The organism is Natronoarchaeum mannanilyticum, assembly GCF_039522665.1.
Taxonomy (GTDB): Archaea; Halobacteriota; Halobacteria; order Halobacteriales; family Natronoarchaeaceae; genus Natronoarchaeum; species Natronoarchaeum mannanilyticum.
Genome location: NZ_BAAADV010000003.1, coordinates 178,557 through 194,956, shown reverse-complemented (window position 1 = coordinate 194,956; position 16,400 = coordinate 178,557). Strand labels below are relative to the sequence as shown.

General features: G+C 67.1%; 17 protein-coding genes, 1 tRNA gene and 1 other RNA gene. 9 read left to right on the top strand and 10 right to left on the bottom strand.

Going from position 1 to position 16,400, the window contains the following annotated elements:
* Positions 1–60 precede the first annotated feature (60 nt).
* Positions 61–642 (top strand): LURP-one-related/scramblase family protein, encoded by a 582-nt coding sequence (locus tag ABDZ81_RS09460; protein ID WP_343773717.1) that lies wholly within the window; start codon positions 61–63, stop codon positions 640–642.
* Positions 643–759: 117 nt separating this feature from the next.
* On the opposite strand, the gene rnpB is transcribed toward ABDZ81_RS09460, so the two are convergent.
* Positions 760–1,114: RNase P RNA component (rnpB, locus tag ABDZ81_RS09455), an RNA gene on the bottom strand.
* Between the two features lie 131 nt (positions 1,115–1,245).
* Positions 1,246–2,601 carry a type I glutamate--ammonia ligase gene (glnA, locus tag ABDZ81_RS09450; RefSeq protein ID WP_343773715.1) on the bottom strand — a complete coding sequence of 452 codons (1,356 nt, stop codon included), beginning with the start codon at positions 2,599–2,601 and terminating at the stop codon, positions 1,246–1,248.
* A gap of 127 nt (positions 2,602–2,728) precedes the next feature.
* Here glnA and lrp point away from each other — a divergent pair, with 127 nt between their 5' ends.
* The gene (gene lrp, locus ABDZ81_RS09445) at positions 2,729–3,187 is read left to right on the top strand and encodes an HTH-type transcriptional regulator Lrp (protein ID WP_343773714.1); all 459 of its coding nucleotides are present in this window, start codon (positions 2,729–2,731) and stop codon (positions 3,185–3,187) included.
* A 112-nt stretch (positions 3,188–3,299) separates the two neighbouring features.
* Here the strand turns inward: lrp and ABDZ81_RS09440 are convergent, their stop codons facing one another.
* Both ABDZ81_RS09440 and thsB read right to left on the bottom strand, forming a co-directional pair.
* A complete protein-coding gene (locus tag ABDZ81_RS09440) occupies positions 3,300–3,650 on the bottom strand; it encodes a magnetosome magnetite crystal formation protein family (RefSeq protein WP_343773713.1) in 351 nt (116 codons plus the stop codon).
* A gap of 257 nt (positions 3,651–3,907) precedes the next feature.
* The gene (gene thsB, locus ABDZ81_RS09435) at positions 3,908–5,566 is read right to left on the bottom strand and encodes a thermosome subunit beta (protein WP_343773963.1); all 1,659 of its coding nucleotides are present in this window, start codon (positions 5,564–5,566) and stop codon (positions 3,908–3,910) included.
* A 425-nt stretch (positions 5,567–5,991) separates the two neighbouring features.
* On the opposite strand from thsB, the gene ABDZ81_RS09430 reads away from it, so the two are divergent.
* The gene (locus tag ABDZ81_RS09430; protein WP_343773712.1) at positions 5,992–7,812 is read left to right on the top strand and encodes a sensor histidine kinase; all 1,821 of its coding nucleotides are present in this window, start codon (positions 5,992–5,994) and stop codon (positions 7,810–7,812) included.
* 58 nt (positions 7,813–7,870) lie between these two features.
* On the opposite strand, the gene ABDZ81_RS09425 is transcribed toward ABDZ81_RS09430, so the two are convergent.
* From ABDZ81_RS09425 to ABDZ81_RS09415, 3 genes are all read right to left on the bottom strand, one after another.
* A tRNA-Ser gene (locus ABDZ81_RS09425) sits at positions 7,871–7,952 on the bottom strand.
* A gap of 27 nt (positions 7,953–7,979) precedes the next feature.
* A complete protein-coding gene (locus tag ABDZ81_RS09420) occupies positions 7,980–8,183 on the bottom strand; it encodes a DUF7981 family protein (RefSeq protein WP_343773711.1) in 204 nt (67 codons plus the stop codon).
* Positions 8,180–8,560, bottom strand: coding sequence for a Rid family detoxifying hydrolase (locus tag ABDZ81_RS09415; protein ID WP_343773710.1), 381 nt, complete (start codon positions 8,558–8,560; stop codon positions 8,180–8,182). The genes ABDZ81_RS09420 and ABDZ81_RS09415 overlap by 4 nt, the downstream gene beginning before the upstream one ends.
* 98 nt (positions 8,561–8,658) lie before the next feature.
* On the opposite strand from ABDZ81_RS09415, the gene ABDZ81_RS09410 reads away from it, so the two are divergent.
* Both ABDZ81_RS09410 and ABDZ81_RS09405 read left to right on the top strand, forming a co-directional pair.
* Positions 8,659–9,000 (top strand): nucleoside triphosphate pyrophosphohydrolase, encoded by a 342-nt coding sequence (locus ABDZ81_RS09410; protein ID WP_343773709.1) that lies wholly within the window; start codon positions 8,659–8,661, stop codon positions 8,998–9,000.
* 45 nt (positions 9,001–9,045) lie between these two features.
* A complete protein-coding gene (locus ABDZ81_RS09405; RefSeq protein WP_343773708.1) occupies positions 9,046–9,273 on the top strand; it encodes a hypothetical protein in 228 nt (75 codons plus the stop codon).
* 20 nt (positions 9,274–9,293) lie between these two features.
* Here ABDZ81_RS09405 and ilvA read toward each other — a convergent pair whose 3' ends face one another.
* Positions 9,294–10,505, bottom strand: a complete 1,212-nt coding sequence (ilvA, locus tag ABDZ81_RS09400; RefSeq protein WP_343773707.1) for a threonine ammonia-lyase — start codon at positions 10,503–10,505, stop codon at positions 9,294–9,296.
* Between the two features lie 396 nt (positions 10,506–10,901).
* On the opposite strand from ilvA, the gene ABDZ81_RS09395 reads away from it, so the two are divergent.
* From ABDZ81_RS09395 to ABDZ81_RS09380, 4 genes are all read left to right on the top strand, one after another.
* The gene (locus ABDZ81_RS09395) at positions 10,902–12,005 is read left to right on the top strand and encodes a DUF7490 domain-containing protein (RefSeq protein ID WP_343773706.1); all 1,104 of its coding nucleotides are present in this window, start codon (positions 10,902–10,904) and stop codon (positions 12,003–12,005) included.
* Complete coding sequence (locus ABDZ81_RS09390; RefSeq protein ID WP_343773705.1) at positions 12,002–12,526, top strand: DUF8060 family membrane protein; 525 nt, start codon at positions 12,002–12,004, stop codon at positions 12,524–12,526. The genes ABDZ81_RS09395 and ABDZ81_RS09390 overlap by 4 nt, the downstream gene beginning before the upstream one ends.
* A gap of 77 nt (positions 12,527–12,603) precedes the next feature.
* Complete coding sequence (locus ABDZ81_RS09385) at positions 12,604–14,109, top strand: stage II sporulation protein M (RefSeq protein WP_343773704.1); 1,506 nt, start codon at positions 12,604–12,606, stop codon at positions 14,107–14,109.
* A gap of 158 nt (positions 14,110–14,267) precedes the next feature.
* Positions 14,268–14,477, top strand: a complete 210-nt coding sequence (locus ABDZ81_RS09380) for a hypothetical protein (RefSeq protein WP_343773702.1) — start codon at positions 14,268–14,270, stop codon at positions 14,475–14,477.
* A 135-nt stretch (positions 14,478–14,612) separates the two neighbouring features.
* Here ABDZ81_RS09380 and citZ read toward each other — a convergent pair whose 3' ends face one another.
* Both citZ and ABDZ81_RS09370 read right to left on the bottom strand, forming a co-directional pair.
* The gene (gene citZ / locus ABDZ81_RS09375) at positions 14,613–15,752 is read right to left on the bottom strand and encodes a citrate synthase (protein WP_343773701.1); all 1,140 of its coding nucleotides are present in this window, start codon (positions 15,750–15,752) and stop codon (positions 14,613–14,615) included.
* Positions 15,753–15,930: 178 nt separating this feature from the next.
* Positions 15,931–16,353 carry a DUF7536 family protein gene (locus tag ABDZ81_RS09370; RefSeq protein WP_343773700.1) on the bottom strand — a complete coding sequence of 141 codons (423 nt, stop codon included), beginning with the start codon at positions 16,351–16,353 and terminating at the stop codon, positions 15,931–15,933.
* Between the last annotated feature and the right edge of the window lie 47 nt (positions 16,354–16,400).

The following is a 16,400-nucleotide window of genomic DNA, read 5'->3' as shown; positions in this document are numbered from 1 at the left end:
CGTTACCGCGACTGAGACGACTGCGAAAATTCAAGTGCGATGCGCGGGGAAACGACGTCCATGGCAACCGCAGGTGACGGGTCGATCAGCGGGATCGACCTCACAGACAGCGAGTACCAGGTCGTCCAGTCGATGATCCGGAACAAGTACAGGGCCACCGACGCGGCCGGCAACGTCGTCCTCCGGGGGAAACAGAAGATGTTCAAGATGAAAGAGGAGTTCCCGTTCGTCGACGCCGACGGCGAGGAGGTCTTCACCGTCAAGGCCGGCGGCATCATCGACGTCGCGGGCAACTACGTGCTCTCGGACGCCGAGACCGGCGAGGACGTCGTCATCCTGGACAACGACTACTCGATCTTTCAGGACACCTGGACGATCCGGGACGCCGACACCGAGGCCAAGATCGCCCAGATCGACTCCCGGGGCGCGCTGACGACCATCGCGCGCCACTACCTCCCCTTCGGCGCGCTGATTCCCCACAAGTACGAGATCACCGATCAGGACGGCGACCACGTCGGCGATATCTCGGGACACGTCTCGATCAAGGACAAGTACGACATCACGATCGACGACGCCAGCGACGTCCCCAAGGAGTCGGTCGTCGCCGCCGCGATGGTCATCGACGCGATCCAGAACCACTGACCCCGGTTACTGCGTCGTGACGCCGATTCTGCCGTGGCGTCGTCACGCCGGAGCGGCGTCAGTAGCGGCTATTCGACGATGGTTCCGTCGGACGCCGTCGCTGGGGAGCGAAAGACCGGCAGAGAGGAGTAAGCCCCCTTCTGTTCTTCCCGGCATTCGGCTGAGCGTCGGCGCCCGCGTCCGGGCTACCTTGCGGCGCTTGCGCGCCGGGGCGCCGACTTGCACCGGCGAGGATTCGCCGTTCCATCGATCCTCGACCCTCACTCCTGGGTGGGTTAGCTTCCCGTCGCTTGTTCGCGATCGCTTTTTCGCTCGGGGGTCGCGCACCGCATCGGTCGGGCCGAGACGTGTCGTTTCTGTTCCAGAGCCGGCGGTCTCCCGCCCCGGGCTTGTGCCCGGTCGCCTGCCCGGACGGTGGGGGGACTTTCCTCACGCGCCCCGGAGGGCTCGCGGAGGCCGGGCTCTCTCTACCGACTCGACGGTACGCCCCTCCGTCGTTTAAGGGTGTCGCGGCGGAGCGGTCGGCCGCCACCGCGGACGGACGCCGCTGCTGGACCTCGTGGCGATCGGCAAAAACGGAAAACGGTTCGCGAACGGCCGAGTTCAGAACTTCTCGAGGTAGCTGTCGATCTCCCACTCGGAAACCTCTGCCTTGTATTCGTCGTACTCGGACTGCTTGGCCTGGATGAACTTCTCGGAGACGTGCTCGCCGAGCGCGTCCTGGATGACTTCGTCCTGTTCGAGTTCGTCGACGGCGGCGCCGAGGTTCGGCGGCAGCGTCTCGATGCCGTACTCGTCGCGTTTCTCCTCGTCGAACTCGTAGATGTTCTCCCGGACCGGGTCCGGACAGTCCAGCTCGCGCTTGATCCCGTCGAGGCCGGCCTTGACCATGACGGCCAGCGCGAGATAGGGGTTACACGACGGGTCGGGCGAGCGCAGCTCGATCCGGCTGGCTGCGGGCGCGCGGGCCGCCGGCTTGCGGATCAGCGCCGAGCGGTTCACGTCCGACCAGGCGATGTAGACGGGCGCCTCGTAGCCCGGCACCAGGCGCTTGTAGCTGTTCACGGTGGGGTCGCAGACGGCCGTCAGCGCGGGCGCGTGGTCGAGGATGCCGGCGACGAACTGCTTGGCGGTCTCGCTGAGGTTGAACTCGTCGTCGGTGTCGTGGAACGCGTTCTCGCCGTCGGTCGTAAAGAGCGAGAGGTGCGTGTGCATCCCCGAGCCGTTGATGTGGGCGATCGGCTTGGGCATGAACGTCGCGTGGACGTCGTTGACCTCTGCGGTCGCGCGGACGACCGAGCGGAAGGTAGCGATGTTGTCGGCCGTCGAGAGCCCGTCGTCGTACTTGAACGCGATCTCGTGCTGGCCTTCCGCCACTTCGTGGTGGGAGGCCTCGACCTCGAAGTCCATCGCTTCGAGGTTGTAGATGATCTCCCGGCGCAGATCGGAGGCGAGGTCCTTCGGTGCGAGATCGAAGTAGCCGCCGGCGTCGTGGGTCTCGGTGGTGGCGCGGCCGTCCTCGTCCTTGTCGAAGACGAAGAACTCCGGTTCGGGGCCGGCGTTGACCGTGTAGCCCATCTCCTTCGCTTCCTCGAGGACGCTCTTGAGCACCGAGCGCGGGTCGCCGCTGAACGGCTCGCCGGTCTTCGTGTCGATGACGTCGCAGATCAGGCGCGCGGCTCGTCCGTCTTCGGTGTCGCGCCACGGGAGGACGGCGAACGTCGAGGGGTCGGGCACCAGGCGCATGTCCGATTCCTGGATGCGGACGAACCCTTCGATCGAGGAGCCGTCGAAGTAGATCCCCTCGGTGAACGCCTTCTCGGCCTGCCGGGCCGGGACGGAGACGTTCTTCACAGTGCCGAGAATGTCGGTGAACTGTAGGCGGAGGAAGTCGATGTCCTCCTCGTCGATCCGATCGAGTACGTCCTGCTCCGCGGAACTCAGGCTTCCACTTGTCATGGTGTGTTGTCAGTGTATCCGTAGATGCCCGGTACTAAAGGGCTGCCGTTCTTCGCAAATATGCCGCCCTCGCCGTGAAAGTGGATATTCGTAAAATTCTAATGGGTGGGGTGAGTGAGGTAGGGTAATGACGTACGAAAATCTCGACGCGAAACTAGTGAATGCACTGTTGGACGACGGTCGCGCGAGCCTGCGCAGCCTCGCCGAGGAACTCGACGTCTCGGTGACGACGGTGTCGAACCACCTCAGCGACCTCGAAGAGGACGGCGTCATCGAGGGGTACACGCCCAAGATCAACTACAACGAACTGGAGTTCGACGTCACCGCGGTGATCCAGCTCAAGGTCGAGGGGAACGCCCTGCCCGACATCACCGATCGGCTCGACCAGCAAAAGCAGATGACCAGCGTCTACGAGGTCACCGGCGGCTACGACATCATCGCGATCGGCAAGTTCGAGGACACCGACGGGATGAACGCCCAGATCAAGACGCTGCTGACCGACCCCGACATCAAGGAGTCCAACACCAGCGTCGTGCTCAACGCGACCAGCGAGAACGAGCAGTTCGAGCTCGACGTCGAGGAGTAGCACGGCTCCCGACTTCCCACTTTTCGTTGCCTACAGTTCGACGCCGTAGCTGCGCGTCGCCTCGCGGCCCGTTCCGGGAGTTGTCGTCGACGCGTCGACGATTTCGGGCGTCTCAGACGAACTCGGGGGCGATCGGATACGTCCACGCGGTCCCGTCGACCGCTTTGTACGTCGCCCAGATGCAAAACGCCGTATCCAGCAGTACCAACACTCCGACGCCCAGAACGAGCAGAGCGCCGAGCGCGCCGCCGAGCCCTGCGAGCGCCAGCCCGCCCAGTATCGTCGCGACGACGAGGAAGAATATGTGCCAGTTGAGCGCGTTTCGCGCGTTGGTCTTTGTGAACTCGTCGCTCGCGAGCAGGTAGACGATTCCGGCGCCGACGACCGAATAAAACAGGCCGAAGAGGTGAACGACGACGGCGAGGATGCTCGTCTCTCCGTCGGTCGTTTCAGTCTGTCCCATGCAGGCAGAATTTTGCACGGCATCAAAAAACGTCGGAAATCCGCGTCGGCGCCGCGCAGGTGGTGATGCGATCCGCGTCGAACCGAGCTCGTCTCGCGGCTTCGCCGCTCGACTATCCGAGGCGACTACGTCGCCTCGCTTTGCTCGCGGGCGAGGCCCGCTCTCTTTTTGTCGGCTCTCGCTTCACTCCGAGCCGAGCTTGTCTCACGGCTTCGCCGTTCGACTCATCGAGGTTCTCACTTCGCTCCGAACCTCGCTTACATCATGCCGCCCATGCCGCCGCCCATACCGCCCATGCCGCCGGGCGCGCCGCCGGGACCGCCCTGCTCGTCGTCGCCCTTGTCGGTCGACAGCTCGCCGGCGGAGATGATGTCGTCGATCTTGAGCACGAGGTTCGCGGCCTCGGTGGCAGACGAGAGCGCCTGCTCCTTGGCGTGTGCGGGCTCGACGACGCCGGCGTCGAGCGTGTCCTCGACCTCGCTGGAGAACACGTTCAGGCCGGCGCGCTGCTGGCCGTCCTCGTGGGCGGCGCGCAGGTCGACCAGCGTGTCGATCGAGTCCAGACCGGCGTTGCCGGCCAGCACGCGTGGGACCAGTTCCAGCGAGTCGGCGTACGCCTCGACGGCCAGCTGCTCGCGGCCGGAGACGCCGTCGGCGAAGTCGCGCAGGCGTCGCGCGACCTCGACCTCGATGGCGCCGCCGCCGGCGACCACGCGACCGTCCGAGACGGTCTGTGCGACGACGTCGAGCGCGTCGTTGACGCCGCGTTCGAGCTCGTCGACGACGTGGTCGGTCGAGCCGCGCAGCAGCAGCGTCGCGCCGTGGCTGTCGTCGCCGGTGACGTAGAACAGCTCGTCGGCGTCGTCGCGGGTGACGTCGCCGTGGCCGAGGTCGTCGGCGCCGGCGCTGGAGAGGTCGGAGACGACGTTGGCGTTCAGGACCTCCTTGAGGAACTCGATGTCGGACTTCTTCGCGCGGCGGACGGCGAGGATGCCCTCCTTCGCGAGGTAGTGCTGGGCCAGGTCGTCGATGCCCTTCTGGCAGAACACGACGTCGGCGCCCGTGTCGACGATCTGCTGGACCTTCTCCTTGAGCTGGTCCTCCTCGCGGTCGAGGAACTGCTGGAGCTGGCTCGGGTCGGTGACGTTGACCTCGGTGTCGACGTCGGTCTCCTCGACCTCGACCGCGGAGTCCAGGAGGAGCACGTCGGCGTCGGTCGCCTCGCTGGGCATGTTGTCGTGGACGGGGTCTTTGTCGATGACGGCGCCCTCCAGCAGGTCGGAATCGCCGGCCGAGCGGCCGGTCTGGGTCTCGATCTTGAGGAACTCCAGGTCGACGACGCTCTCGCCGTCCCCGTTCTCGACGGTGACCTGGCGGACGGCGTCGACGATCAGCTGGCTGAGGTGCTCCTTGTTGAGCTCGGCGCCCTTGCCGGTCATCGACGTCTCGGCGACCGAGCGAAGCAGCTCCTCGTCGGAGGCGTCGACGTCCTCGGCGATGTCGTCGACCTCCTCGCGGGCCTGCTCGCTCGCGAGGTGGAAGCCTTTGATGATCGCCGTCGGGTGGATGTCCTGCTCGAGGAGATCCTCGGCGTTCTTCAGGAGCTCGCCCGCGATGGCGACGGCGGTCGTGGTGCCGTCACCGGCCTCGTCCTCCTGCGTTTCGGCGACTTCGATGATCATCTCGGCCGTCGGGTTGTCGATGTCCATCTCCTGGAGGATGGTGACGCCGTCGTTGGTGATTGTGACGTCGCCCATCGAGTCGACGAGCATCTTGTCCATCCCCTTCGGGCCGAGCGTCGAGCGGACGGACTCCGCTACCGCGCGCGCGGCGGCGATGTTGTAGTCCTGCGCGTCCCGGTCCTTGACGCGCTGGGAGTCCTCGCTCATCACGATCATCGGCTGTCCCTGCTGCATTCGCTGGCTCATAGTCGGTCGAATGATTGAATGTGATTCTATATAAACTCTTTGAATCTCCGGTGGCCAACCGCACCTCACGACACAGTGTGAATCGTCCACGCAGGAGTCCCCTGCGGTGGTTCAGTGCGTTCGACGACGAACGAGCGGACATCGGCGCCGGGCGCTGATCGCGGCGGTAAAGCCAACGTTTATGTATCTCCTGTGCTGGCGCTCGGAGTAGCCCGCCACGTGCGTCGCGCGCGTTCATCTCTCCCGAGCGACCCGCCGTCGCGATCGGGCGTCCCGGCGACTGCCTCGACCCGGCCCGTGGAGGGCGGAAATCCGATTGTTACCGGACGCTATGCGCGGAATTCACCGCCCGACGATCGGACGAATCGCCCCAAAGACTGATACGATCTGCCGGTAAACGTCCGGGAGACGCGATGGCATCCCCTGAACTTTACGCCGCCCTCTACGCCCTCTCCGGCGTCATCTCGATCGGCGTGGCGACCTGGGTCTGGCGCCGGCGGGACCACCGCGGCGCCCGGACGTTCATCGGGCTCCTCTTTGTCGTCGCCACCTGGACGTTCGTCGACGCGATGGCGGCGCTGTCGGGCGACGGACAGTGGCTGCTCTGGCAGCAGGTCCGACTGGCGGTGATCTCGTTCGTCCCCGCGCTGTGGCTACTCTTTACCATCCGGTACACGAACCTCTACGCCGAGTACGCCAGGCCGGTGTCGGCGCTGCTGTTCGCGGAGGCGACCGTCGTCGCGGCGCTGGCGCTGACCAACGACAGCCACCAGCTGGTCTGGGAACTCGGCTCCGCAGCACAAGCGGGGCCGACGATCGCGACTGCCGGTCCCGTGTACGTCGCGCACATGTTCGTCACGACCTGGCTCGTGCTGGGCGGGATCGTCCTGCTGTTGCAGGTGATCGTCGACGCCCGCGACGCCCACCGCACCCAGCCGGCCGTGCTGATCGCCGCCGGCTCGATCGCGCTGGCGCTCACCGTCGGCTCCGCGGTGGGGGCGCTCCCCTACTCCGGGATCAACTACGCGCCGCTCGGACTCGGCCTGGGGAGCGTCGTCACGGCGTGGGCCCTGTACCGCCACCGCCTGTTCGACATCTACCCCGTCGAGAGCGAGACCGTGATGACGGCGATCCGCGACGCCGTGGTGGTCGCGAACCCCTCGGGGGTCGTCACCGACCACAACCCGGCCGGCGCCGATCTGCTCCGTCCCGACGACCCGCTCGGCGAACCGATCGTCGAGGCGCTCCCGTTCGACGCCGACACGCTCAGTCCCGTCCTCACCTTCCCGGACGGCGCCGGCGCGGCGGCCGACGACGGGGCAGCGGTCGACAGCACCGGGATCGACGCGATGGTCGGCGCGGACGAAACTGCGGCCGACGGCGCCGGCGACTTCGGCGAGGCGACCGGGCGATCGACCGCCGAGCTCACCGCCACGATCGACGGCGAGCGGCGCCACTTCCTGCTCGACGTCTCGCCGCTGTCCCAGCGCGCCGAGCGAACCGGCTACCTCCTGATCTTCCGGGACGAGACGACCCGCCGCGAGCAGCGCCGCGAGCTCGAACGCCAGAGCGAGCACATGGAGCAGTTCGCCAGCACCGTCTCCCACGACCTCCGGAACCCCCTGACCGTCGCCGAGAGCGCGCTCGAACTGCTCCAGCGCAAGTCCGACGCACGCGAAATGGAGATGGTCGGCGACAGCTTGGAGCGGATGCGCACGATCATCGAGGAAGCCCTCTCGTTCGCCCGGTCGGGCCAGCGCCTCGACGACGCCGAAACCGAACCGGCCGATCTCGACGCCGTCGCGCGGGCCGCCTGGGACTACGTCGAGGGCGACGACGCGACGCTGGCCGTCGAGGGGGACGTCACGGTCGTCGCCAGCGAGGATCGGCTCCGCCGCATGCTGGAGAACCTGTTCCGCAACTCGCTCGATCACGGGGCCGATGACGCGACGATCCGCGTAGGTGCTCTCGACGACGAGTTGGGGTTCTACGTCGCCGACGACGGGCCCGGAATCCCCGAGGAACATCGCGAAGACGTGTTCGAGCGCGGCTTCACCACCGACGAGGACGGCACCGGCTTCGGGCTGGCCATCGTCGACGCCATCGCCGGCGCGCACGGCTGGGAGATCAGCGTGATGGAGAGCGAAGAGGGAGGCGCCAGGTTCGAGGTGACCGGCTGTGCGGTCAACGGCGCCGACGACGAGGCGTCGGTTGGAGATGCGCCCCCATCGTGAACGTCAGTGGCCGTTCGCATCACGACGCGCTAAACCGTCGATTGTACCGAGTAGAAAACGCCAGGACGGGGATTTGAACCCCGAATCCCGAAAGGGAACACGCTTTCCAGGCGTGCGCCTTGCCGTTCGGCCATCCTGGCTCGTACGGCAGTAGCGGGGTCGATCGTTTAAACCCTTTCTTTCCGCGCCAGCCAGCCCTCGGCGAGATACGAGGCGACGCCGGCGACGAGCCCGACCAGCAGTGTCACGGCGGCGACGGCTTCGATCGAGGTGAACTCGCCGTCGAGGAGCAGGTACGCCTGGTGGAGCACGAGAAACGTCATCGCGCCCACGACGCCCCACAGGACGCTGGCCTTGACCCTGGGGTTCACGGCTGGGCGGCGACGGCTTCGATCTCGATGCCGACGCCCTTCGGGAGCGCGCCGACCTCGACGGCGCTGCGGGCCGGCGGGTCAGTCCGGAAGTAGTTGCTGTAGGTTTCGTTCATCTCGTCGAACTCGTCGATGTCGTCGAGGTAGACGGTCACCTTCAGCACGTCGTCGGGGCTCAGGTTCTCCGCCTCCAGAATGGCGACGACGTTGTCCAGCGCCTGGCGCGTCTGGACGGCGATCGGCTCGTCGTCGAGCAGTTCGCCGTCCGGCGTCAGGGGGATCTGACCGGCCGTGAACAGCAGCTCGCCGTTCGTCGTCGCCTGGCTGTACGCGCCGACGGCGTGCGGGGCGTCAGTGGTGTTGATGACGCGTTTCATGGCCGGACAGTGGGTGCGGCGCGGCTTAAAACCACGACGTGCGGGCGCGGCGTCCCACCGAAACCGCTTACTGACGACGCCGAGACGTTCGCGCCGAGATGGCGCCATCAGACGACGGCGAGTCGACTCGCCGCGAGTACCGCAAGCTCGTCCGCGACGACATCCCCGAGATCGTCCGCGAGAACGGCGAGACGCCGATCGCGCGCGTCGCGGACGACGAGGAGTACGCCGAGCTGCTGGCCGAGAAGCTCGTCGAGGAGGCCGATGAGTTCCGTGAGAGCGGCGAACTCGAGGAGCTGGCCGACGTGCTGGCGGTCGTCGACGCCGTCCGCGAGCGGCGAAACGTCTCCGAGGACGAACTGCGGAAACTGCAGGCAGAGAAAGCCGAAGATCGCGGCCGATTCGAGGAGCGGATCGTGCTCGACGCCGTCGAGAAGTAGTTGTCGTCCCAAAAACATTTGTCGTCACCTGCAGTGGGTTCGGCTATGAGCGACGCTGACTCGCCCGGATACCGAAGCGACCCCAGAGTAATACGCCGGCTCAACGTCATCATCGCGCTGTTGCTGGTTCCCTACGTTCTCTTCGTCCTCGACCGGTTCGGCGGCGGGCTGCTGTGGTTCGGAGTCGCGGCGTTCGCCGTCGTCGCGGTGGCGTTTCCCGTCTACGTCTTCTGGCCGTACGCGTTGCGGTCGGTGCTGGACCTGCGCTCGTGACCGCTTCCGGCGCGGGCCCGTTACGCTAATAATTCCACTTCGTACCCTCGCTCGCGCATCCCCGCGACGAGTTCGGCGACGTGTTCGTGGCTTCTGGTTTCGAGGTCGAGTTCGACCTCGGCGGCGTTCATCCCGATGTCCCGCGAGGTTCGGTCGTGCTGGATGGCGTAGATGTTGACCTTGTGGGCGGCGATGACGTCGATCAGGTCCTCGAGGGCACCCGGCTTGTCCTTCAGAACGGTGCGGAGCTTGACGTACCGCCCCGTCTCGACGAGCCCCCGTACGATCACCGTCGAGAGCGTGTTCAGGTCGACGTTGCCGCCCGAAAGTACGGGGACGATCACCTCGTCCTCGACGTACTCGAACTGCTCGGCGAGCAGGGCCGCCAGCGGGACCGCGCCGGCGCCCTCGACCAGCGTCTTCGAGCGCTCCAGCAGGTAGATCACGGCGACCGCGATATCCGAGTCCGAGACCGTGACGACCTCGTCGACGCGCTCTCGGATCACGTCGAACGTCCGATCGCCGACCCGGCGCGTGGCGATGCCGTCGGCGATCGTGTCGACCGACTCGCGCTCGTAGATCTCGCCCTTCTCGAGCGACTGGGCGGCGCTGGCGGCGCCCTCGGCCTGGACGCCGATCACGCGCACGTCGTCGTCGAAGTCCTTGACCGCGGTGGCGATGCCGGAGATCAGCCCGCCGCCGCCGATCGGCACGACGACGGTGTCGACCTCGGGGCAGTCCTCGACGATTTCGAGTCCGATCGTCCCCTGGCCGGCCATCACCGCCTCGTCGTCGAACGCGTGGACGTAGGTTCGGTTCTCCTCGCGTTCGATCTCGTGGGCGCGTTCTGCGGCCTCGCTGTAGTCGGCGCCGTGGAGTTCGACCTCGGCGCCGTAGTTCCGCGTCGCCTTCACCTTCGAGATCGGTGCGCCTTCCGGCATCACGACCACGCTGTCGACGCCCGCGCGGCTCGCCGCCAGCGCGACGCCCTGGGCGTGGTTGCCGGCGCTTGCCGTCACGACGCCCGCCTCGCGGTCCTCGGGCGACAGCGTCGCGATGCGGTTGGTCGCGCCGCGGATCTTGAACGCGCCGGTGCGCTGGAACGTCTCCAGTTTGAGGTGGACGTCCGCGCCGGTCATATCCGAGAACGTGTGCGAGTACTCCAGGGGCGTCCACCGGGAGGTCTCGCGGACCCGGTCGTGGGCCTCGACGACGTCGTCGGCCTCGAGCATGCGACCGCGTAGGGTCGGGCCCGTTATCTATCTACTGCCGACGGCGCGGTTTCGGCGTCTACCGGCGCCCGCAGGTCGGCGTCGTCACTGGTGGCGGGTAAGGGGGATGGAGGATGGGGATGCACGGTGCGTGTGACGTGCAACTCAAACAGTCGACCGGAGGATAATAAACCCCGCCCACGCGGAGTGAAAGTGAAAGTGCGGTACGTCGTCGGGGCGATCGGCGCGTCAGACGCCTGAACGACGCGCGTCATTTGTGGGGTAATAGCATTTTGACGGCGACAGACGTCCGATACTTGATTGCTGTTTCACCTGTGTTCGAGCCTATAGAAACCGCGTTGTTTGAATATCCTATCTTTCAGAAAGTATTTACCGCGGTTCTCCATGGCACTCGGTATGCAGCGAGAGAAGGCGCTCGTCGGGGCGATCTGCGCCGTGATCGTCGTCTCCGCGCTCGCCGCCCTTCTGGTCCCGGGCGTGCTGGCGTCGGACGACGATCCCGGATCCGCACCGGCCGTCGAGTCCTCCAGCGTATCGTTCACCGAACTAACCGTCCAGCCGGCCGACATCTCCGGCGCGACGGCAACGTTCGCGGTCGACGCGCGCCTCGAACACCGCGGCGGCGCAGCCGAGAACCTCTCGATCGAGTATCGCGCGGTCGACGAGGACACGGGGATGGTCGAGACGACCGTCCGGCAGGACGTCCCGGACGTCTCGGGCGACCGCGAGGTTTCGACCGTGACGAACGTCTCCGTCGCCCGACAGGGCGACTATCGCCTGGAGACGATCGTCTACCGGACCGACCGTCGGATCGTCGAGGGACACACGGCTCTGAACAACGTCGGCTCGCTGACGCCGGCGTACGCCGACACGCCGGTGGACTTCCACCGCTTCGGATCCGAGTTCAGCGGCGGCGAGTTCCCGGTCGTCGAGTACAGCGTCGAAGAGGTGTCGGACGACCGCGCCGAACTCGACGTCTCGGCGTACCTCACCAACACGGGCGACGACCCCGAATCCGATCTTCGCGTCGTGCTGCTGGCGCGCCAGTCCGACTCGAACGTGATCGCGGATCGCAAGTCGATCGACGTCGAGACGCTCGGCCCGGGCCGCAGCGCGACGCCCGAAGCGACGCTAACGGTCGCCGACGACTACAACTACTACCTCGACGCCGTGCTGTGGCGCGACGGCTCGATCGTGGGCAACGCGCGCGAACCCGCCCAGCTCGATCCCACCCGCGAGGTCGGGGAAAACACCACCGAGGAGGACGTCGAGTTCCGATCGGACGACTTCAGCGCCGACGACGGCGAGTTCGAGAGCGCCGACAACGGCGACAACGGCGATAGCGGCGCCGACAACGGCGCAGACGGCGCTGCCGGCGATGCCGGAGACAACGGTGCCGACGCCGCCGACAGTTCCCAGCCCGGCTTCGGCGTCGCAGTCGGCGTTGCGGCGCTGGTCGGAGCACTGATCGCGGCGGCCCGACGGGGGCGATTCCGATGACCGACGAGCCCGACGCCGACGACCGCTCCGCTCCAGCCGACGACGGGCAGAAGGATCGCCCCGACGACGAGAATCGGACGAACGCGCAAACCGAGCCCACCGCGAACGCACCGACCGAGACCGCAGCGACGACCGAACCAATGCCAGACACCCATCACGACGCCGACGAACGGGATCGCTCGACGATCGACGACGCGGATCCGGACGCGCTCTTCGAGGACGTAACCGACGCCGACGGTTCGGGGGCGGCCGATCGCGACCCCGACGGGGCGGCGGACGGCCTCGCGCGGATCGACGACGGGCCGATCGCCACGCTCTACTGGGCCGGGCTCGCCGCCGCCGTCGCGTTCGGCGGGTTCGCGCTCTACCGCTTTTACGCGAGCGTCACGACCGCGATCGACGTCTGGGTCGCCGCCGACTACGAACCGCTGTTGCAGGCGGCGTTCAACTTCGCCGTCCTGCTCGGGGCCGCCGTGGTCGCCTCGCTGTTGGTCCGGCGATTGCGACCACAGCGTGCCTGAACCGGGACGACCGTTCCGAAGGGATCTGCAGTCCGCTTTATATCAACGCTGAAGTGTCGGCAGACTACATATCGACTATGCACATCGGTGACGCCGTCCGCGCCGCGTTTCGCGGGTACCGGTCCCGGCCCTCCGGAGTCCTCCCCTACTATCTGCTCGGCGCCTCGACGGCCGCGCTCGTCCAGACCGCCTGGCTCGTCGGCGTCGCGGCGGCGTATCTGACGCTCTCGGCGCAGGGAAACCTCGCGCCGATCCGCGAGGAACTTCGGGCGATCGGGCCGGTCCAGATCGACGACCCGGCGTCGTACGAGGGATCGACTGCGGGGCTCGAGGCCGCAGCCGAGGCGGCCGTGACGCCAGAACTGCTCGCCGTGTTCGCCGCGACGGGCCTCGTCGCGATCGTCGTCTCCTTGCTCGCCAACGCCGTGGTCGGCGCCGGGCAGGTCCACGCGGTGTACGGCGTGCTTCGGGGTCGCGACCCCATCCGCGCGGGCGTCGAGGGGATCGCTCGCGACGCCGTCACCTTCGTGGCGCTACTCGTCCTCCAGCTGCTCGCGATGGCCGTCGTCATCGGCGTCTCGATCGGCGGGTTGGCGGCAGGCCTCGGCGCCGGCGCGGCGTCGGCGCTGCTCGCGTTCGCGTTGCTCCCCGCGCTTCTGGTCGCCCTGCTCGCCGTCCGCCTCGTTTTCCTGTTCGCGCGGCAGGCGGTCGTCGTCGACGGCGTCGGCGCCGTCGCGGGCGTCCGGCGCAGCGTCGGCTACGCCCGGTCGAACCCCGCGGACGCCGTCGTCTACCTGCTGGTGTCGCTCGGCGTCCTGCTCGTGCTGGCGATGCTCTCGGCGGGGCTGTCGTCCGTCGGCATGTCGGCGGTCGGCTCGCCGATCGGCCTGCTGGTCGTGTTCCCGCTGCTCGCGTTCGTCAAGACGGCGCTGTACGCCGAGCACGCGACCGGCCGAATGCCCCAGTCGCCGAAAGCGCGGGGGACGATCCGCGAGCGGCTGACCGACGAGTTCCGCCGCGGCGCCGCGGCGCTGCGTCGGTTCGTCGTCGCTCGACCGCTGCTCCAGGCCGCGAGCGGGGCGGTGTTCGCGCTCGGCGGGCTAGCCGGCTGGCGGTTCGCTGCCGGCGTCGACGGAGTCCTCCAGGCGTCGATCACGGCGCGGCTCGCCGGCTGGTTTCCGCCGGCCGCCTTTCTCAATCTCGCCGCTAACAACTGGCAGGTCGGCGTCGCGCAGGCGTACGCGGGCTTCCTCGGCGGCATCCCGACGGTGGCGTCGCTGCTGTTCAACGGCCTGTTTCTCGGCGCGCTCGCGCGGATCGAGGTCGACCCAGTCGAACTGCTGACGTTCGTCGCTCCCCACGGCGTCGTCGAGATCCCCGGGCTGATCGTCGCGGGCGCGGTCGGTCTACACCTCGGCGGCGTCGGCGTCCGGGCGGCGACGGGCCGGGCCGATCGCGCCGATCTCGCGAGCGCGGTCGCTCGCGCCTACCGAATCCTGATCGGCCTGGCGCTGGTCTTTCTGGTCGCCGGGGCGATCGAGGCGTTCGTCAGTCCCTACTACGCAGGGCTGCTGGGGATCTGATCGGAGTTCGGGCGGACCGGCGGCGCTGTCGACTTCTCGTCGGGGGACAAGTTCGGGCTACCTATCGGTGAGTGCAGACGCCGCACAGAGCGAAATCCACGGACGAATGTACTCTCGGACGTAGGATCTTTTGTGATCGAACAGCAATTGCAAATACGATGGGGGCTCCGCAGTTCTACATCCGTTTTGAGGAGTGGGCACAGGCCGGGTCTCGCAGTGGGTTCGCTCTCCTCGGCGGTGTCGGATCAGCGGTAGGACTGCTCGTTGTCAGCCCGCTATTCGACGATATCGGAATTCTGAACGCTGTTTCGTTGGGTATCATGATGACTGTGGCGTACTACGCATTCGACCCGTTGAACAAGGGGTGAAGCGCTACATTTGCACTGCTGCGCGGACGTCGCGCCGAATCGCGGATGAAGAAAAGAGGTTCACCAGCGCCTCAGAGCGGGACCGCCGTTCGGCGCCGCTGATCGGCGAGTGAATATGGAGAAGCCGCGATCCGGTTACCGCTCGTCGATCGGAACGAACTCCTGGTCCTCGGGGCCGACGTAACGAGCGCGCGGCCGGATCAGGCGATTGTCCTCGAGGTACTCGCTGACGTGGGCGACCCAGCCGCCGACGCGACTCATCGCGAAGATGGGGGTGTAGAGGTCGATCGGGATCCCCATCTGGTAGTACGTCGACGCCGAGTAGAAGTCGACGTTGGGCGCGAGGCCCTTCTCCTCGGAGATGTACTCCTCGATCTTGGCGCTCATCTCGTACCACTTTCGGTCGCCGGCGGCCTCGCCGAGTTCCTCTGACTTCGCGCCGAGGATCTTCGCGCGGGGGTCCTTGACGTCGTAGACACGGTGGCCGAACCCGGGGACGCGCCGCCCCTCGTCGAGGGCCTGCTTGACCCAGTCGATGGGGTCCTGTTCGGCGTCGTCGACCTCCTTGAGCACCCGCATGACGTTCTGGTTGGCGCCGCCGTGGAGCCCGCCGCTGAGCGTGCCGATGGCGCTCGTGACCGAGCTGTGGACGTCCGCGAGCGTGCTCGCGGTGACCATCGCGGAGAACGTCGAGGCGTTGAGCCCGTGGTCCGCGTGGAGCACCAGCGCCATGTCGAACGTCTCGGCGAGCACGTCGTCGGGCTCCTCGCCGTTGAGCATGTAGAGGAAGTTCTCGGCGTGGTCGAGGTCGTCGCGGGGCTCGATCGGCTCCTCGCCGTCCCGGACGCGCGAAAAGGCCGCGAGGATCGTCGGGAGCTTGGCCGTGATGCGCCGACCCTTTCGGAGGATCGACTCGTGGTCCTCGGCGTCGTGGCCGCTCCCCTCTGGGTCGTACGCGGAGAGCTGGGACACCGCCGTGCGGATCGCCGCCATCGGATCCTCGTCGGCGTCGGCGAGGTCCCGGACCGTCTGGAGCACGGCGTCGTCGACGGAGCGCTCGCTCACCATCGCCGCGCGGAACTCCTCGAGTTCGTCGGCGTCGGGGAGCTCCCCGTGCCAGAGCAGATACAGCACCTCTTCGTAGCTCGCGTCGCGGGCCAGGTCCTCGATGGCGTAGCCGCGGTAGATCAGCCGACCGACGTCGCCGTCGATGTGGCTGAGTCCTGATTCCGCGACGAGGACGCCCTCGAGCCCTTTCTTGACCTCGTCGGACATACGCATACGCTTTCATACCGTAGGGGAAAAACATTGCCGTTCGGGGCGTTGCTTTCCGGCGGACTCCCGGACGAGCGTCCAGAATACCGCGCGAACGCTTAGGATTTCTGTCGATATGTCTAGGTAGAGCTGATGCGTGACCGGTCCGGCGAGGTCGGCGGGTCGAACCGTGACGCGGTCACAGTTCGCGTGCGCGTCGCCACGCCGAGACGGCCGTAAAGAGAATCGTCAGCGACAGCGACGTCGCGAAGAACACGACGAAAGCGAGCCCGAGATACAGCACGGGCGACTGGGTCGTCTCGGCTGGAATCACCACGAACACGACGTACAGCAGCGCCGCGAACGCCGCGCCGAGCGCGAGCGCCCACTTGACGTTGCGCTCGACGCCGAGCTCTCGCGCGAACGCGACGAGCTGGTCCTTGTCGCTGCCGTCCGACGGCTCGCCGTTCTCGAAATCCGGGTTCGACGCCGCGCCGAAGCCGTCCGAATTCTCGTCCGACGCCGCGCCGAACTCGTCGGCGCTCTCCTCGGCGGGCGCTCCGAACGCGGACTCGTCGCTCGACGCCGATTCCCCGTCGGCGTCGCGCCGATCCCGTGACACGGCCGGCGGTAGGGGACACCGGAACAAAGTGGCGTCGAAACCGGCTC

Bases quoted from the DNA above. Each gene is read 5' to 3' on its own strand.
- citZ (WP_343773701.1), bottom strand. From the start codon at position 15,752: ATGTCCGACGAGGTCAAGAAAGGGCTCGAGGGCGTCCTCGTCGCGGAA.
- ABDZ81_RS09460 (WP_343773717.1), top strand. From the start codon at position 61: ATGGCAACCGCAGGTGACGGGTCGATCAGCGGGATCGACCTCACAGAC.
- ABDZ81_RS09440 (WP_343773713.1), bottom strand. From the start codon at position 3,650: ATGGGACAGACTGAAACGACCGACGGAGAGACGAGCATCCTCGCCGTC.
- thsB (WP_343773963.1), bottom strand. From the start codon at position 5,566: ATGCAGCAGGGACAGCCGATGATCGTGATGAGCGAGGACTCCCAGCGC.
- lrp (WP_343773714.1), top strand. From the start codon at position 2,729: ATGACGTACGAAAATCTCGACGCGAAACTAGTGAATGCACTGTTGGAC.
- ilvA (WP_343773707.1), bottom strand. From the start codon at position 10,505: ATGCTCGAGGCCGACGACGTCGTCGAGGCCCACGACCGGGTCCGCGAG.
- glnA (WP_343773715.1), bottom strand. From the start codon at position 2,601: ATGACAAGTGGAAGCCTGAGTTCCGCGGAGCAGGACGTACTCGATCGG.
- ABDZ81_RS09415 (WP_343773710.1), bottom strand. From the start codon at position 8,560: ATGAAACGCGTCATCAACACCACTGACGCCCCGCACGCCGTCGGCGCG.
- ABDZ81_RS09380 (WP_343773702.1), top strand. From the start codon at position 14,268: ATGGGGGCTCCGCAGTTCTACATCCGTTTTGAGGAGTGGGCACAGGCC.
- ABDZ81_RS09390 (WP_343773705.1), top strand. From the start codon at position 12,002: ATGACCGACGAGCCCGACGCCGACGACCGCTCCGCTCCAGCCGACGAC.
- ABDZ81_RS09410 (WP_343773709.1), top strand. From the start codon at position 8,659: ATGGCGCCATCAGACGACGGCGAGTCGACTCGCCGCGAGTACCGCAAG.
- ABDZ81_RS09385 (WP_343773704.1), top strand. From the start codon at position 12,604: ATGCACATCGGTGACGCCGTCCGCGCCGCGTTTCGCGGGTACCGGTCC.
- ABDZ81_RS09405 (WP_343773708.1), top strand. From the start codon at position 9,046: ATGAGCGACGCTGACTCGCCCGGATACCGAAGCGACCCCAGAGTAATA.
- ABDZ81_RS09395 (WP_343773706.1), top strand. From the start codon at position 10,902: ATGCAGCGAGAGAAGGCGCTCGTCGGGGCGATCTGCGCCGTGATCGTC.
- ABDZ81_RS09430 (WP_343773712.1), top strand. From the start codon at position 5,992: ATGGCATCCCCTGAACTTTACGCCGCCCTCTACGCCCTCTCCGGCGTC.